The 17,097-nt window shown below is 53.1% G+C and carries 11 protein-coding genes; all 11 read right to left on the reverse strand.

The window, feature by feature from the left end:
- Nucleotides 1-171: 171 nt before the first annotated feature.
- Nucleotides 172-2,154, reverse strand: coding sequence for a DNA topoisomerase IV subunit B (parE, locus tag NST69_RS18930; RefSeq protein ID WP_036732950.1), 1,983 nt, complete (start codon nt 2,152-2,154; stop codon nt 172-174).
- 73 nt (nt 2,155-2,227) lie between these two features.
- Nucleotides 2,228-3,217: an ABC transporter permease gene (locus NST69_RS18935; RefSeq protein WP_036732948.1), complete on the reverse strand. Its 990-nt coding sequence runs from the start codon at nt 3,215-3,217 to the stop codon at nt 2,228-2,230.
- Entirely contained in the window at nt 3,210-4,193 is a 984-nt protein-coding gene (locus NST69_RS18940; protein WP_339249239.1) for an ABC transporter ATP-binding protein, read from the reverse strand. The genes NST69_RS18935 and NST69_RS18940 overlap by 8 nt, the downstream gene beginning before the upstream one ends.
- A 51-nt stretch (nt 4,194-4,244) precedes the next feature.
- The gene (locus NST69_RS18945; protein WP_339249240.1) at nt 4,245-5,165 is read right to left on the reverse strand and encodes a GDSL-type esterase/lipase family protein; all 921 of its coding nucleotides are present in this window, start codon (nt 5,163-5,165) and stop codon (nt 4,245-4,247) included.
- 430 nt (nt 5,166-5,595) lie between these two features.
- The gene (locus tag NST69_RS18950) at nt 5,596-6,375 is read right to left on the reverse strand and encodes a CAP domain-containing protein (protein WP_051478722.1); all 780 of its coding nucleotides are present in this window, start codon (nt 6,373-6,375) and stop codon (nt 5,596-5,598) included.
- 248 nt (nt 6,376-6,623) lie between these two features.
- A complete protein-coding gene (locus NST69_RS18955) occupies nt 6,624-8,585 on the reverse strand; it encodes a WG repeat-containing protein (protein WP_339249241.1) in 1,962 nt (653 codons plus the stop codon).
- A 1,489-nt stretch (nt 8,586-10,074) separates the two neighbouring features.
- Complete coding sequence (mglC, locus tag NST69_RS18960) at nt 10,075-11,082, reverse strand: galactose/methyl galactoside ABC transporter permease MglC (protein ID WP_209869871.1); 1,008 nt, start codon at nt 11,080-11,082, stop codon at nt 10,075-10,077.
- Nucleotides 11,083-11,149: 67 nt separating this feature from the next.
- Entirely contained in the window at nt 11,150-12,661 is a 1,512-nt protein-coding gene (locus NST69_RS18965) for a sugar ABC transporter ATP-binding protein (RefSeq protein WP_342546883.1), read from the reverse strand.
- Nucleotides 12,662-12,822: 161 nt separating this feature from the next.
- Nucleotides 12,823-13,893: a galactose ABC transporter substrate-binding protein gene (locus NST69_RS18970; RefSeq protein ID WP_209869877.1), complete on the reverse strand. Its 1,071-nt coding sequence runs from the start codon at nt 13,891-13,893 to the stop codon at nt 12,823-12,825.
- A 356-nt stretch (nt 13,894-14,249) separates the two neighbouring features.
- Complete coding sequence (locus tag NST69_RS18975) at nt 14,250-15,272, reverse strand: substrate-binding domain-containing protein (RefSeq protein ID WP_036732931.1); 1,023 nt, start codon at nt 15,270-15,272, stop codon at nt 14,250-14,252.
- Nucleotides 15,269-17,095, reverse strand: coding sequence for a sensor histidine kinase (locus NST69_RS18980; protein ID WP_342546886.1), 1,827 nt, complete (start codon nt 17,093-17,095; stop codon nt 15,269-15,271). The genes NST69_RS18975 and NST69_RS18980 overlap by 4 nt, the downstream gene beginning before the upstream one ends.
- Nucleotides 17,096-17,097: the final 2 nt, after the last annotated feature.

Below are 17,097 nucleotides of genomic sequence, written 5' to 3' on the forward strand. Positions count from 1 at the left end.
CGCTCCTACAGTTCCAAAATCCCCTCCGTTACTTTCCCTTGTATCAGTTTATCAAAACATAGTTCACAATCCATTGAATTCAAGAACCAGCCGCTATCGCTTAAACCGATCATCAAAAAATTAAAAACAGCGGAAGGTATCGTCACTTCCCACTACTACTTACGATCTTTGTTACTCCACGATCTCCGTGAAGTCGACGTTCTCGACAATCCAGCGCTTACGCGGGTCGACCTTATCGCCCATCAGCGTGGAGACGCGGCGCTCCGCCTTGGCGGCATCCTCGATCTGCACCTGAAGCAGCGTACGCGAATCGGGATTCATCGTAGTCTCCCACAGCTGGTCCGGGTTCATCTCACCCAGTCCCTTGTACCGCTGCAGCTCGAAATTCTTCCCGAATTCCTTCAGATAATTCTGCAATTCCTCATCGCTCCAGGCATAGCGGACCGTCTCCAGCTTGCCCGATTTACGTGTCAGCTTATACAGCGGCGGCTGGGCGATATAGACCTTGCCGGCATCGATCAGAGGCTTCATGTAGCGGTAGAAGAAGGTCAGCAGCAGCACCTGGATATGTGCGCCGTCCGTATCGGCATCGGTCATAATGATGATTTTGGAATAATTGCTGTCCTCCACGGCAAAATCAGGCCCGATTCCCGCACCGATTGCTGAAATGATCGCCTTGTATTCGTCATTCTTCAGGATATCAAGCAGCTTGGCCTTCTCGGGGTTCATCGGCTTGCCCTTCAGCGGCAGGATCGCCTGAATCTTGGAATCCCGGCCTTGCTTCGCGGAGCCACCGGCTGAATCGCCCTCGACGATGAAGATCTCGGTACGTGTAACGTCCTTGGACTGTGCAGGTGACAGCTTGCCGCCCAGGTTCGAGCTCTCACTGCGCTTCTTGCCGCTGCGGATCTCATCACGGGCCTTGCGGGCCGCTTCACGGGCCTTGGAGGCCTGGATCGATTTTTTCAGCAGACTCTGTGCAACTTGGGGATTCTCTTCCAGGAACCGCGCCATCCGCTCGGAGACGATGAAGTCCACGGCACTGCGGGCAGATGCGCTTCCGAGCTGATCCTTCGTCTGTCCGACAAACTCCACATCCGACATCTTGATACTGATGACCGCCATCATGCCTTCGCGCAGATCATTGCCCTCCAGATTCTTATCCTTCTCCTTGAGCAGCTGCGTGCGGCGGGCGTAATCATTCAGTACACGGGTATAGGCTGTCTTGAAGCCTGTCTCGTGTGTTCCCCCGCTGCGGGTAGGAATGGAGTTGACAAAAGAAGCGATCGTCTCCGTATACCCCGCATTATACTGCAGCGCGATTTCCACCTCAATCTCGTCCTTCTCGGAGCTGAAATGGATTACATCGTGCAGTACATCCTTGCCTTCGTTCAGGAATTGCACGAACTGGCTGGCGCCGCCTTCGTAGAAGAATTCATCCTGACGCCCGCTGCGCTCGTCGCTCAGATTGATTCTAAGCCCGGAATTCAGGAAGGCGATCTCCTGTACCCGTTCTGCAAGCGTATCATAGTTGAATGAAATGCCCGCAGCGAAGACGCGAACATCCGGCTTGAAGGTAATCTTCGAACCGGTCTTATTCGTATTCCCCAGTATCTCAAGACCGGTCACTGGCTCACCGACATGTTCTTTTCCGCTTTTGTCGACCCAGTATTCAAAGCGCTGACGGTGAATCTTGCCCTCGCGGTAAATCTCCACTTCCAGCCACTCGGACAACGCATTGGTTACTGAAGCCCCGACCCCGTGCAGGCCGCCCGACTTCTTGTAGCCGGAGCCGCCGAATTTGCCGCCTGCATGCAGTATAGTGAATACCACCTGCGGCGTTGGGACTCCTGTCTTGTGCATTCCGGTCGGTATTCCGCGTCCGTTGTCAATAACGGTCACCGATCCGTCTTTACGCAGTGTAATATCAATCTTCGAGCAAAACTTGGCCAAATGCTCATCTACGGCATTATCTACTATTTCCCATACTAAATGGTGCAGACCCGAGGAACTCGTACTGCCAATATACATGCCGGGCCGTTTGCGGACCGCAACCAGACCTTCGAGCACCTGAATGTCGTCAGCATCGTATCCAGTCCGGCCTGCTTCGCCGTTCTTAGAGACTTTTGCAAACATATCGATCTGTTCGAGCATTCATGCTCCTCCTTCACTTGTCTTCCTGTCTCTCTAAAAATGCAAACAAACGTTTTCGTTCACTTTGTACATTCTAATTCAAAATATCCCGTTTCGTAAAGACGGCGAATGAAATGATTACGGCCGCAAGTCCCCAAATGCCCAGAACCGCCATCGAAAAGCCTAGTGTCATGCCCTCTATCGGCGCGGGAGTGCCCGCTAAATAAGTCGTCAGCTCCATATTGACCATAAATAAATATTTGGCCGCCGTCCAGGCGGAGGCCATATTCGTCAGGATCGTTCCGGCAATCAGCGCTGCCATCATCACTACAATGCTCGCAGCCGTACTGCGGACCAGCACCGACACCATGAAGGCCAGCAGGGCCACCACGATGCTGACATACCAGATCAACCCGCCCTGCATCAGCAGATACTTCCACTGCTCCACGGCATGAACCTTCGTCATATCCACAGTATCACCGTTTAGCTGGAAGCCTGTAAAGACTGGAACATTGAACCCCTTATAGCCAAAAGCCAGCCCAGATATCAGATAGCTGATTACGAATACGGACAGGACAATCAGCGAGACGAACATCAGCAGCGCTACCATTTTGCTGAACAGTACCTTCCAGCGTCTGACCGGGCGGGTCAGCAGCATTTTGATCGTGCCTGTCGTCCGCTCCCCGGAGACCAGGTCGGAGGCAACCGCCATGATCAGCAGCGGAATGAACAGGGAGACGGAATTATTGACAAACTCCCGGGTGAACGTTACTCCGCTCGGCTCGTTCGGATTCACATCATGGTCCAGATAATACTGCAATTGCTGGAGAAAAATCCGCCGGTACGACTTCCATTCCTCCGGAATCCGGTCGCTGCCGAGCGAATTCTGGTTATCGGTAATCTGCTGCTGGATCTCCAGCCTCCAGTCAGAGTTAAATTTGTCACGGCTGCGCTCGGCTATGCGCATTTGCGCATAGGTAAACATTGGCACCAGCACAAGCAGGATGAGCAGGATGACATAGAAACGTTTCTTTTTAATAATCTTCAGGCACTCATTTCGGATGAGCGGCAGCAGGTTAGTCAATGGCTTCACCTTCCGTTAGCTTCAAGAATAGCTGTTCCAGTGTAGGGTTGATTTTATGCACAGCCCGGACTTCCACCTCTTGTGCAACCAGCACGGCAACAATCTCCGGGATCAGCTCCTCGTCCATCGCCGTAACGAGGGAATTCACGCCCATGCCTGCGATGACCGAGTCATCCAGGGTAACCTCGTCCAGATGAAGCAGCGCGATATCCGGCCGCCCGGCCATGATGTCTCTTGCCCGCTGAAGCGGCTCCAGCTCCCACAGGACATAAGGCGAGTTACGGGCAACCAGCTCGTCTACAGCGCCAACAGCGAGTACACGGCCTTTGCTGATAATGGCTACCCTGTCGCACAGCAGCTGAATTTCGCTCAGCAGATGACTGGACACAAAGACCGCCAGCCCTTCGTCTGCCAGCTTACGGATGAATTCGCGCAGCTCCTTGATCCCCTTGGGGTCCAGGCCGTTGGTCGGCTCATCGAGAATCAGCAGCCGGGGACGGCCGAGCAGAGCTTGGGCAATACCGAGCCGCTGGCGCATCCCCAGCGAATACGTGCTGACTTTATCCTGGATGCGCTGATCGAGCCGCACAATTTCAACGACCTCGGCAATCCGCTGCGCGTCTACTCCGGGCTGCATGCGGGCGAAATGCTGCAGGTTCTCCCAGCCCGTCAGATATGTGTAGACCTCGGGATTCTCGACAATAGAGCCGACGTATTGCAGCGCTTTTTCCGGATTCCGGTTCATATTATAGCCGCAGACGGTAATCGTCCCTTCGCTCGGGCGGATCAGGTCCACCAGCATGCGGATGGTTGTGGTTTTGCCTGCTCCGTTCGGACCGAGAAAGCCAAAGATTTCGCCTTTTTTCACATCAAACGTGACATCATTTATAATCCATTTGCGGCCGATTTTTTTACGGACTCCCCGGGCGGACAGAACGACTTCTTCCCCCGGTGCCTCATGAATGGTTCTCGCCATCTTATACAGCTCCTTGCCACAGTCATTTCTGTTCAAAAAAAATCATCCGATTCAACGAACCGCTTGTACAATGCGCTCGCTCATCCGCTGATAACCGTCCCCGTTCGGGTGAAAATGATCATTTGACAGATATTTCGCCAAATGACGGTCAAACAGGTCAAAGGTCGGGACCAGTGTCATGTTCTGATGCCTGTTGATCATATCCATCGCCGCATTATTCCACGCTGTTACCGCCTGATTGCCGGGAATTAGCAGCCCCTCGATATCTCCAAAGGGATTATACAGTCCGATGTAATAGACTTGGGCCTGCGGATTCACTTCTGCAACTGTATCCAGTATGCTGCCCAGCCGTTTGGCGGCCCCAGGCAGAGCGGAGAGAAGCGATTCCGGGGTCAGATCACCTGCAGACGCGGTTGGAACCGGAGTAGTGCCTTCTACCTTGTTATTGGCAGGGGCTTCTGTGCTCTGAGGTACCGCTTGCTCCGAAGGCTTCGCAGAGGCGGCTGCTTGTCCGCTGCTCCCGCCTGTGCCCAGAATATCCGAGCCCCGGAACAGGTCGTTCCCGCCGATGGAGATCAGGATGACATTCGCCTGACGCAGCGCGTACTGTACCCCTTCCTCCTGAAGCTTGCTCTGTAAAGCAGCTGTGGTCAAGCCGTTAATGCCCATATTGCCCAGCAGCTCTGCCTTTCCTCCATTGGCCGACAAGGCATCCACGGTCCGTTTAACGAACCCTTGCCCGGAGTTGTCACCGGTCCCTTTGGCCAAAGAATCGCCAAGCGCCAGGATCTTGTATTCGTCATCTGCCGCAGCTGTCGGTGCAGCCGTCTCCTGCGGAAGGGAGGAGAGGAACTGCTCCCCCTTCGGGTTCAGGATATCGCCCACTGCATACACAAATCCTGTAATCAAAAGTAAAGTTGCCAGGATGGACACCAGGCTTACTGTCCTCCAGGTCCATTTGGAATCCTTCAAAGCTATCCCTCCATCTGCCGTACTCTTCTGCCTCTTCCATCATTCACAACATTATTAACTATGTAGATAAACATAATTCTTCTTTGCACAATTTGCAAACCGTAGGGGGGTTTAGGTGGGGGCGCGGCTGCGGGGATTTTGGACTTACGGCCGCTGTTGTCTCCAAATTTATTGAATGAACCGTTATACGGTTAAAATTCGGAGACAAAGGCGGACGCATTCGCTCCTACAGTTCCAAAATCCCCTCCGCCGCTTCACACCTAAACGGTGGAAGCAGTAAGGGCGGCACGATGGCGCTGCGCTGATCGTGCAAGACCGCGGACTGCGGCACGATAGCGCTGCGCTAATCGTATCAAGACCAATATTACTTTAATATCCTAAAAACATAAAAACGCCCCCGGCAATGCCGGAGGGCGGAGTTAACGTAACTTTATTTACCGATGAATTCCTGGACCCAGTAATTATTATCGAAGCCAACACCGATATAGTTGAAATTCGCGCTCAGGATGTTAGCCTTGTGACCCGGGCTGTTCATCCAAGCCGTCATAACTTCCTGAGGGGTCTTCTGGCCCATAGCGATATTCTCACCAGCCGCCTTATACGTAATGCCGAACGCCGACATCATATCGAAAGGTGATCCGTAGGTCGGAGAAGTGTGTGAGAAATAGTTGTTCGAGCGCATGTCCGCAGCCTTCGCCGCAGCCACTTTGTTCAGGCTGTCCAGTGCGGAGACAGGGGCTAGTCCAGCTGCAGCGCGCTCTTTGTTCACCAGTGCGACTACTTGCTGTGTGTAGCTGGAGGCATTATTGCCAACTGCAGGAACCGCAGATGGGGCAGGGGTTACCACAGGTTTTGCAGTGGCAACGGGGGCCGGGGTTGGCTTAGCAGTTGCTGCCGGGGCCGCTGTAGCCACTGGTGCTGCTGTTGCAACCGGCTTAGCCGGAGCTACCGGCTGTGCTGCCGGGGCAGCTGCAGCTGGCGTTGTGTATACAAAGGTTTTAGTGACAGTGTACGTATTGCCACCCAGTACAAAGGTCTTCGAATTGTTCTGTGTGAAATAGTCCATGAGCTGTGCGAAATTCATATCTGATCCGGCTGCCGCAGGGGCACCGGCTGCTGCTGCGTTTGCTTGTAATGGAAGAGAAATGCCAAGCGCCATAACAGCGGCTACGCTTCCACCTATCATTCTTCTCAAAGTCTTGCTTTTCATTCTGCCATCTCCTTAATCTTCGTTGTGGTGTATCATGGGGACAAGGGTGTCTGTCTACATATGTTACAAAGTTGTAATCTGTTCCTAGGTCATTGTAACACAAAACTATCAGCTGTGCGCTTCTAAATTCTGTCATTTTATAGATAGAAAAGGCTTGTACCCTCCAGCAGCGGCAAAAGAAAACAGCATTGCCGTCCTTTTCAGGACGGCTGTGTCTATCCTATATATCGGCGATTCTATCGCTTAATTTAATGAAAGGACTGCCAGAACTCCCCTTCGGTCGAGATCAGGCCCATAATCTCAGCATACGGAATGCGGAAGGTTGGAAATCCTGCGGCGTACGGAGCAATCTCATAAGGTGCAAAATACAGGTACAGCGCCTCCGCATCCACATAAAAGGGCTGATCGGCTGTAATGCCTTTATACGTGTCAGGGAAAACATAGGAATACTGCGGATCATTCGCAATCTGCTTGCCGACAATATCACTGAGCTTCTGCACGTATTTGCTGCCGGGCTTGAACAGATCGCTGAGCGTGTAGAACTTGCCGGTGCGCAGGTTGATATGCTCATAGATCCGCGTAGGCATGCCGTGCGCAGCGCCGAACGGAAAATGATAACCGCTAAGCTCCAGCACCAGCAGATTCTTGCGGAAGAAGGATACGGCGAAATCTCCCGTATAGCTGAAATCCTGCGTGCCTCCCCCCGTCCCCGCCCCGTATGGGAGCGACAGGCCCCGCAGCTTGTCATTCACTGCCTTCGAGACCTCAGCAACCGCGATCCCTTCCACGACCGGATAATAGACCAGATAATCCCGGTTAGGCTTGTATTTCTTCTCCAGCACAGAGTATGGCGGTCTGAGCGGAATGACCCCGTTTTGCCGCCAGACCTGCTTGCCTTTACGGTCATAATAGGAGGTGCGCAGATCAATATCCGCGCGGATCAGGCTGCCGCTGAAGGACAGTGATCCTGAGCCTGCGATGACCGGGGGCTGGGCGGCTTTTTTCCCGCTGGTGTCAATAAAATACGTATCCTTCGCATCATACACCGACGCGAGTCCCTGCTGATAATTGTTCACGCCCAGCAGCGGGTGGGTGCTGAGAATTCTTCCAGTCAGCGCATCGGCGATGACATATCTGGAGCCTCTGTAAGGCTGATCCGCATACAGCGGGGTCCCAAGCGCCACACGGTTCTCTCCCAGCTGCTGCACCTCATAATAGACGGCGGGAATGATCATTTTCCCCTGCTTGTCGATCAGACCGTAGGCGTTGCCATAATCAGCGGCTGTGTTAATCACCGCCCGGCCCTCCGAAAACGGCAGAGCTGCCGTATACTGCGGCTGGATAGCAATCGTGCCGTCCGTGTGCAGATAACCGTATTTTCCATTCTCCGTCGCCTGAAAGGCCAGCAGCCCATCCCCCGGATACCCGACAAAAGGATGTTTGTACGTATGCAGCACCACGCCATGGAGATCAATCAGTGCATATTCCCCTTCGGTTATTTTGACCAGTGCAGTCCCGTTTGAGAAATCCCCGGCGTCCAGATAGACGGCTGGCAACACCTCTTTGCCCTGGGCATCCAGGTAGCCATACAGCGAGTTCCCCCCGGTAGTATTCTGCTTGGAGAACAGCGCACGGCCTTCGTGCAGCGAATTCAGATAGTCATAGCGCGCGGACGTCACCTCTTTGCCTTTTTCATCAATAAAAGTGTAGCCCTTCGCATCCGACACCACGGCCCGCCCCTCGGAAAAAGGACTAATAAAATTATAGACCGGTTTGACCCGCTCCCGCCCGGAGCTGTCAATCAGACCACTGACATTCCCCCGCTGCACCACCGCCAGGCCATTCTCCTGAAACTCCTCCGCATAATCATATCTCGGCTCAATCACAATCCGGCCGTCGTTGTTGATATACCCCCACAGCGTCCCGTCCTTAAGTTTAAAAGGAGCCGGATGCAGCAGCGCTGCCCGCAGGCCTCCCCCGTCATCCGGGAGCACAATGAGCGCCTCCAGGGGCTTTTTGGAGTAGTCTACACGGTATAAGCCCGCCTCTGCCGGGATAGTCACGAACAGCTCCTCTTCCGCCCGGATGAAATCCTCCTCCTGCTGCGGAATACACTCATTCCAGCCGATACCGTCCCACCGCCATACCTCTGTCTGAATCAAACCGTTGTCGTTCCCTTTTCCCAGCTCGTTCAGCTTAATCCTCAGCATGTTGTCGTTCTCCTTTACAAAGGCTTTTGCCTATAGACTATGAGAGTGAGGGGGAAAGGGTGTGTCTGTGTCTAGGAACGGCGGCTGGAGTTGAGGACTGAGGGATTTTAGGGATTAAAAATTACAAAGGCGATGCCGTAACTGCGGTGAGTTTTGGACTTCCGGCCGCTGTTGTCTCCCGATTTCCTGATTTAAACCGCTAATCGCGGTAGAAATCGGGAGACAAAGGCGGACGCTGCCGCTCCTCCAGTTCCAAAATCACCTCCGTTACTTCTGCCTTTCTGTTGGTTTAAACACAAACACACCCTTTTGGAGGGTGTGTGCCGGGTGAACAAGGGCTGCTGTGCCTGCCCTTGTAAGATGAGAATAATCCTTCTGCCGGGCGGGCAAAAGTTTAATAAAACTTTGTAAAGGATAGAGACATAAAACACTATTCATAAAATTGGTTAAATAAGTAAATTCGCATACGTATCACACCTAACCGCTGGCCTGACTGCTAACCTCTTGCCACTCGCTGTCCGCTGGCTGATTGTTAACTCCTTCCCCCTACTGTCTGCTATCTGACTGCTAACTACTTGCCTCCCGCTGCCTGCTGTTTGATTGCTAACTGCTTGTCTCCCACTGCCTGCTACCTGATTGCTAACTACTTGCCACTTGCCACCTCTCGCTCCTGCCGCCCACTCCCTGCTATCTGCGCCTCTGGAACAGAATAAAACTATTAATTAGTCACTATTAGCAGCGAAATCCTGCCCAAAATGTAACATTCGGCTACGTATATCGACTTTAAACTAACATTGTTGTATGAAAGGCAGCATTTGTCCGCCCGCAAGCCAATTAGAAGAGGAAATGTTGTAATTCGTGCAGCAACTATCCCCAGTTCCCCTGTTTCAGCCAGCCGGAATTGCAATTATTGCAACATTTCACGATCATGTGATATCAGGAGCGGAAGGGAATTGGGAAACGAAGGAGGGGTAGCATCCGGAAGCCCCAAATCCGGCAGGCACGTGTAATCAGGTGATTTGGAGCAACGCTGCGACAAATCCGGGCAAGCCAAAAAGCGTTTGCGATATACCGCAAACGCTCTTTGCCTGCCTTCCCCACCCTTGGTGAGGTGATAGGAGTACCGGAGGGGATGTGAGATTGGAGGTGCGTAAGCACCCGATGAGTTCTTGAATTCAATCGTAATGGAATTTGAACTATGAACTGATCCCCGGGTAGAAGGAAAGTGGCGGAGGGGATTTTGGAACTGGAGGAGCGGTAGCGTCCGCCTTTGTCTGCGGATTTCAACCGCTAATAAGCGGTATGAATCAAGAAATCTGCAGACAACAGCGGCTGGAAGTCCAAAACTCACCGCAGTCACGATCATACCTTCCACCCAAGATGCTCAGTTCAGTTCAAATTAAATGAACACTTGAATTCAATAACTTAGGAGCGACAGCGGCCGGAAGTCCAAACTCCCCGCAGATACGACTAATCACCGAACCCAAGCCTATTTTTTCGATGAATATTTCCGCATATCAAACGATACCGCAGCGATGATGATCAGGCCTTTGATGATCAGCTGGTAGTAAGGGCTGATGCCGATGAAGGTCAGGCCGTAGTTGATCAGGGTGAAGATGATAACGCCGACCAGGACGCCTGGAACGGTACCAATCCCGCCGGTAGTGGATACGCCGCCGACGACGCAAGCTGCGATAGCGTCAAGCTCGTACATGTTACCGTAGTTGTTGGTAGCGCCGCCTGTTCTTGCAGCTTCAAGCACACCGGCAAGACCGTACAGGGCACCAGCGATGGCGTAGATGTAAATCAGGTTCTTGGAGACATTGATCCCGGATACCTTGGCTGCCTGCATGTTGCCGCCGATGGCGTACATGTTCTTACCCAGCTTGGTTTTGTTGAACAGCACCCAGACTATGGCTGCAACTCCGAGGGCTATAAGTACGATGTACGGGATGGAATATTGGCCGCTGCCGATGAAGCCGGAGCCGATGTTGGTGAAGTCAGGACGCAGACCGCCGATCGGCTGGGACTGGTTAGGGTCCATATCGAAGTACAGGGAGTTCAGACCGTATACGATCAGCATCGTGCCCAGAGTGGCGATAAACGGCGGAACGTTCAGCTTGGAGACGATAATCCCGTTGACGAGCCCGCAGAGCAGACCGGCCACAATGGCGATCAGAATCGGCAGCCAGACCTGCACCTGTGGCAGATCGGGGAAGAAGCGGCGGGAGTAGTCGGGAATCTGCAGCATGGAAGCTGAGATGACAGCAGTGAAGCCGACCACCCGGCCTGCCGACAAGTCGGTCCCGGCGGTGATCAGGATAAAGGCCACCCCGAGCGCAATAATAACGCGTGTGGAGGACTGGATCAGTACATCCCGCAAGGTGTTGATCGACATGAAGCTTGGCTCGTATATGATGATCCCCATAATCAGCAGGATCAGTACGATGTAGATTGCGTTTTGAGTCACGAAGGACTGCGCTCTTTTAATAGTCATAATTGTGTTCCTCCTTAATTGTTACGCGAAGTTTAAGCATTCGCCGTCCTGTGAGTGCAGCTCCTGATTAATGCTGAGCAGCGAGTCGCATTACTTCGGTTTCTGTAGCCTGCGCACCTTCTAATATCCCAGTAAGCCGTCCTTCGGACATCACCATGACACGGTCAGACATCCCCAGCAGCTCAGGCATTTCCGAGGAGATCATGATGATACTCTTCCCCTGCTTCGCCAGGTCGGCAATGATTGTATAGATCTCGAACTTCGCACCGACGTCAATTCCGCGTGTCGGCTCATCGAGCAGCAGCACCTCAGGCTCAGTGAGCAGCCATCTGGCCAGCAGCACCTTTTGCTGATTCCCGCCGGATAGATTCATAATCTGCGTCTTGGTCGTTGGCGTTTTGGTGCGCAGCTTTTCAATCATTTTATCGACTTCAACCTTCTTCTTGCGGCCGTTCAGCAGCAGATAAGGCGTCTTGTAGCGGTCAAGGTTGGCAATGGCGCCGTTCTCATGCACAGACAGCACCGGGAAAATCCCCGTAACGCGTCGCTCCTCGGTCAGCAGGGCCAGGCCGTGTTTTTTGGCATCCTGCGGAGAGTTAATCTTCACCTTCTTGCCGTCAATCGAGATGGAGCCGGATTTTACTGCACGCAGTCCAAACAGCGCTTCTATAACCTCGGTTCGCTGTGCGCCGACCAGACCGCCGATACCCAGAATCTCCCCGCGTCTCAATTCGAAAGACACATCCTTGAAGGATCTGGGCTCGGGTGAGGTCAGACCTTCTACCTTCATGAACACCTTGCCTGGAACATTAGTACGCTCCGGGAAACGGTTCGTCAGATCACGCCCGACCATCTTGGAGATAATCAGGTCCGTGGTCAGTTCGGCCGAGGGCCAGGTGCCGATCTTTTTACCATCACGCATAATCGTCACTTCATCGGAAATCTCCAGGATTTCTTCCATTTTGTGAGATATATAGATAATAGCTACGCCTCTTTTTTGCAGGTCCCGGATGATCCGGAACAGATGCTCCACTTCCACGCTGGTTAAGGACGAGGTTGGCTCATCCATGACAATCACGCGGGAGTGAAAAGAGACCGCCTTCGCAATTTCGATGGATTGGATTTTGGATACAGACAGCTTGCCCACCAGTGTTTCGGGATTCAGGTCGATATCCAGATCTTTGAATAAGTTTTCAGTGTCGGTGAACATTTTTTTGTGGTCAATGAACTGCAGCGGCCCAATGCCTTTGGTCGGAAAACGTCCCAGCCAGATGTTCTCCATCACGCTGCGGAAAGGTACAGGGTGCAGCTCCTGATGGATCATCGAGATGCCGTGCTTCAATGCTTCGCTCGAACTCGTGATGGAGGCCTTCTGGCCATCCAGGAAGATCTCACCGGCATCCGGTGAATAGATTCCAAAGAGACATTTCATCAGTGTGGACTTGCCTGCCCCGTTCTCGCCCATAAGTGCATGAACCGAGCCCGGACGAACCTTAATGCTGACTCCATCCAGCGCCTTCACGCCGGGAAATTCTTTGGTAATGCCGTTCATTTCCAGCAAAAACTCCGTATTTGCCATGTTGTTACGCCCCCTACGCTTTTTGTCTTTTTCCATGAGAGGCGCAGCGGTTCCATCCTGCTCCCTACCCGTAAGGAATTCCGGAGAGCGCATTGCAGCGCCCTCCGGGACTGGTATCTATGGTACGTATCTGTATCTGTAGCCTTGCACCTGTTAACGGATTACTTGGCGTCTGCTACGTTGTCTTTGGTAATCTTTTTGTAGGAGATCCATACAAACTGGTTGTCTGTGATGTCGAAGCCTACGTTCTCTTTGGTTGGCGTTTCGCCTTTGGCCAGCAGAGCGGCCAGGGTGATCGCTGCTTTACCTTGGTTGTTGGCATCGTTCAGTACGGTACCGAGCATCGTTCCATCCTGCAAAGCTTGAACCGCAGGAGCTGTTGCATCCACGCCTACAACCGGCATGTATTTGTCGCCGCTGAAGTAGCCTTGAGCCTTCAGGGCTTCGATCGCGCCGAGTGCCATATCATCGTTGTTGGCCAGTACGGCTTCAATCTTGTCGCCATGGGAGCCGAGGAAGGCGGCCATTTTCTCCTGGCCTTTTACACGATCCCACATGGCGGTATCTTCAGCCAGCTTCTCCACCTTGATGCCTGCATCTTCAATTGCCTGGATGGAATATGTGGTGCGAAGTTCTGCATCCTGATGTCCCGGTTCGCCCTTCAGCATGACATATTGCAGCACGCCGTCGCCGTTCTTGTCCGCTTCAGGGTGTGCCTTCCAGTAGTCCACGATCAGCTGGCCGGACATGGTGCCGGACTCTTCAGCTTTCGCACCTACATAGTAGACTTTATCCCATTTCTTCATATCTTCCGGCAGCGGCTCGCGGTTCAGGAAGACCACCGGAATGTTCGCTGTCTTGGCTTTGTCAATGATGACGCCCGCAGCGGTGCGGTCTACCGGGTTGATCAGCATGCCGTTATATTTCTTGGTGATGAACAGATCCACCTTATCGTTCTGTGTAGGCTGGGAATTCTGGCTGTCTACGATATCAACAGTGGCAATGCCCTTGGCAGCAGCATCGATGGCGTTGCGGACACCCGTCATGAACGTGTCGTCGAATTTGTAGATCGCTACGCCGACCTTCGGAGTCTCAGCCGAGCCCGAATTCGCCGTGTTAGGCGCAGTTCCTGTGTTAGCAGGGTCAGCCGCCTTGTTATTGTTGCCGCCACAGCCTGCGAGAGCAGCACCCAGCAATGCACTTGCAAGTAGAACGGAAGTGATTTTTTTCATGTCTAATTGACCTCCTGAGGATATTTCTTTATTTGGGATGATCCCGGTGTGTCCCGGGTACATCCTTATTATGCCCTACGTGAAAACGGTTGCGAATATAAAATCCTACTCATTTCCATGAAAATTCTACTATCAATATCCATTGAACTAATGGTTTTTGGGATTAACCGTGACTCCAGAGAAGTTTTGGACTTCCGGCCGCTGTTGTCTCCAGATTTCTTGATTTATCCCGTTTTTAACGGTTGAAATCCGCAGACAAAGGCGGTCGCTACCGCTCCTCCAGTTCCAAAATTCCCCTCCGCCACTTTTCCTTTAACTTAAGTTTTTGTTCAATCTATATAGATCTTAAATTTCTGCTACCGGACAAACGGGAACAGCAGCTTCTGATTCTCAGGCCACAGCATATTTTCCAGATCGATGAGCTTGGTGCCGGTGTCCACACGTTCGGGAATATCCATGCCTTCGAGCGCCTCCACGGCATATTTTACCGCCAGATACCCGTTGCTGAACGGATTCTGAATGACGGTCGCCTGCACCGTGCCATCCTGAAGCGACTCCATCATGGAGGGCGAGCTGTCAAAAGCAATCATTTTCACACTATCCCTCTTAAGACCCTGAATCACCCTGGCCGCGCCTTGTGAAGCAATTTCATTCAGGGTGGCAATACCGCGCAGATTGGGATACTTGTTCAGCATCTCCCGGGTCAGATTTTCGGCGTCGGAGGTGCTGGAGGAGGTGTAGGCGATCTGTACGACCTTAACGTTAGGAAAGCGGGCGGCATAATTCAAAAAACCCTTTTCCCGCTCATCTGCATCCCGCGCACCATAGTCGATGCTGCCAGTCTTGCCGGAGTCCGGGGTAAGCGACGAATTGGTGAAGTTAATAATCCCGATCTCGCCATAGCCCTGGAGCAGTTGAATCAGCCGCTCGGCGGACTTCTGTCCGGCTTCGTAGCCGTTCGACCCCACGTAAGTCCGAACCTTGGCCGAGCCAACCTCCGCATCGACGGAGATCACCGGAATTCTGGAATACGCCGCCTGGTCCACGACCTGCGCCAGTCCCATATAGCTGCTGGCCGCGAGTATAATCACATCCGCCTTCTCCTGGATGGAATCCTCTACCATGACGACCTGCTCCTCAATATCACTCTCCGAATCCGGCGCCTTGAACGTCAGATTGACATTGAATTCCTTCGCCGCAGCCTCTGCTCCGAGCTTCAGGGTGTTCCAGTAATCCCCTTTGTTCATCTTGACAATCAGGTGGATATTCCGCGTCTTGCTGGTGCTGATATAGGCTGGCGAGGCATTGAAACAAGAGGACACAGAGATCCACAGCACTCCGCACAGCAGCACGGTGAGCCATACACGCAGGCTTTTCACAGGTTCGTCTCCTCCTTCTGCTCATCCATAGCCTCTCCCGCCGGGCGGGCCGGGAACACAATCGTAACAACCGTCCCCTCTTCCAGCTCACTCTGAAAAGCAAGCCCGTACTCCCGCCCGTAATACAGGCCGATCCGTTCGTGCACATTCCGGACACCGACCCCTGATCCGCTGGTGCTTTTGACGCTTCCGCTTAGAATGCCATTCACCGTCTCCTTGGACATCCCGAGGCCGTTGTCGCTGACCCTGATGATGATTAGCCCGTCCTGAAGCCCGGCGGTGATCGAGATCAGCCCCTCGTCCGGCATCATTTCGATCCCGTGATAGAGCGCGTTCTCCACGATAGGCTGCAGAATCAGCTTAATCGTCTGGCACTCTAGGACCTCTTCCTGCGCCGTGATCTCATAACGGAATTTATTCCTGAAGCGGAAGCTCTGAATCACCAGGTAATGGCGGATATGGTCCAGCTCTTCCTGGATGGTGATAATATTCTTGCCTTTGCTGAGGCTGATGCGGAAGAATCTGGAGAGCGACTGGATCATGGTGACGACTTCATCCGTTTTGCCGCGTTCTGCCAGCCGGATGACCGAATTCAGCGTATTGTACAGAAAATGCGGGTTGATCTGCGATTGCAGCACCTCAAGCTCACCCTTGCGCTTCGTCTCCTGCTCATAAATGATCTGCTCCATCAGCTGTCGGATACGCTGGAGCATCATGTTAAAGCGCCTCGACAGCTGCTCTACCTCATAGGCTCCGCTAACGTTAATCGGCGTATTCAGATCCCCCTCCGCCACCTGCTTCACGGTACGCTCCAGCTTGCGGATCGGGCTGGCAATCAGCCAGGACAGGAAGACCGACACCGCAATGACGCAGACCAGAACAACACCAAGAAACCACGCCAGGAACTGGTTCAGATCCCGCTTGGTGGTGACAATCTCATCGTAATAGGCGACCCCTACAATCTTCCAGCCGGTCTGCGCCAGCGTGCGTACGGTAATAAAGCGCTTCTCCCCGGTCGATTCGTCCAGATAGCTGCGGTAGGCGTATTCCAGCACCGGCTCCACATTCTCATACTTCAGCCCGGCGTAGATGAGCTGCTGCTGCGGATGATAGACGATATTGCCGAGCGGGTCGAGGATGTAGGCATAGCCTCTTTTGCCCAGCTTGACCTGCTTACTAAGTTCGTCAATCGTTCTGAAGTTGAAGTCCAGCAGCAGCACACCGGTTCTCAGCTCCCCGTTCTCCCTGTATTGAATCAGCTTGGAGATGGAGACCACCCACGTATACCTGCCCTTGAACAAATTCTGGATATGCGGTGCGGAATAGGAGATCTCCGAGGTACGCTTGGCTGTGGTGAACCAGCTCTGGCTCTCAAGCCCTGTGTTCATGCGCATCGTCTGCCCCGGCGTCCCTACGACATACTGCCCCTGCGGTGTAAAAACAGCCACAGACACCAGATCCTCGCGGCTGCTCATCAGTGTATCCATCCGTTCATAGAGCAGCGGGGAATCGATGGAGGGCGTAGAGGTAATCTGCTTCTCGGCGGTCGCAAAAATACTGCCCATCCCCTTCACATACAGCTCCAGGTTATAGTTCACCTGCTCGATGATCTGCTGCATGTTGAGATTGGCATTCTCCTCCGCCGTGTTGGCGAACTTGCCGTACAGCATCACACTGACGATCACGGCCACCGCCGCAGTCACCGCCATGAACGTCAGCGTGATAATCAGCTGAATACTCCGCAGCTTCGAGGACAGGCGCAGCCTGCCGCTCTTGCGGGACCCCGGCCGCAGCGGGAAAAAATAACCCCTCGGCTTGTTCATGG

The organism is Paenibacillus sp. FSL P2-0089 (genome assembly GCF_038595095.1).
Taxonomy (GTDB): Bacteria; Bacillota; Bacilli; order Paenibacillales; family Paenibacillaceae; genus Paenibacillus_AQ; species Paenibacillus_AQ silagei.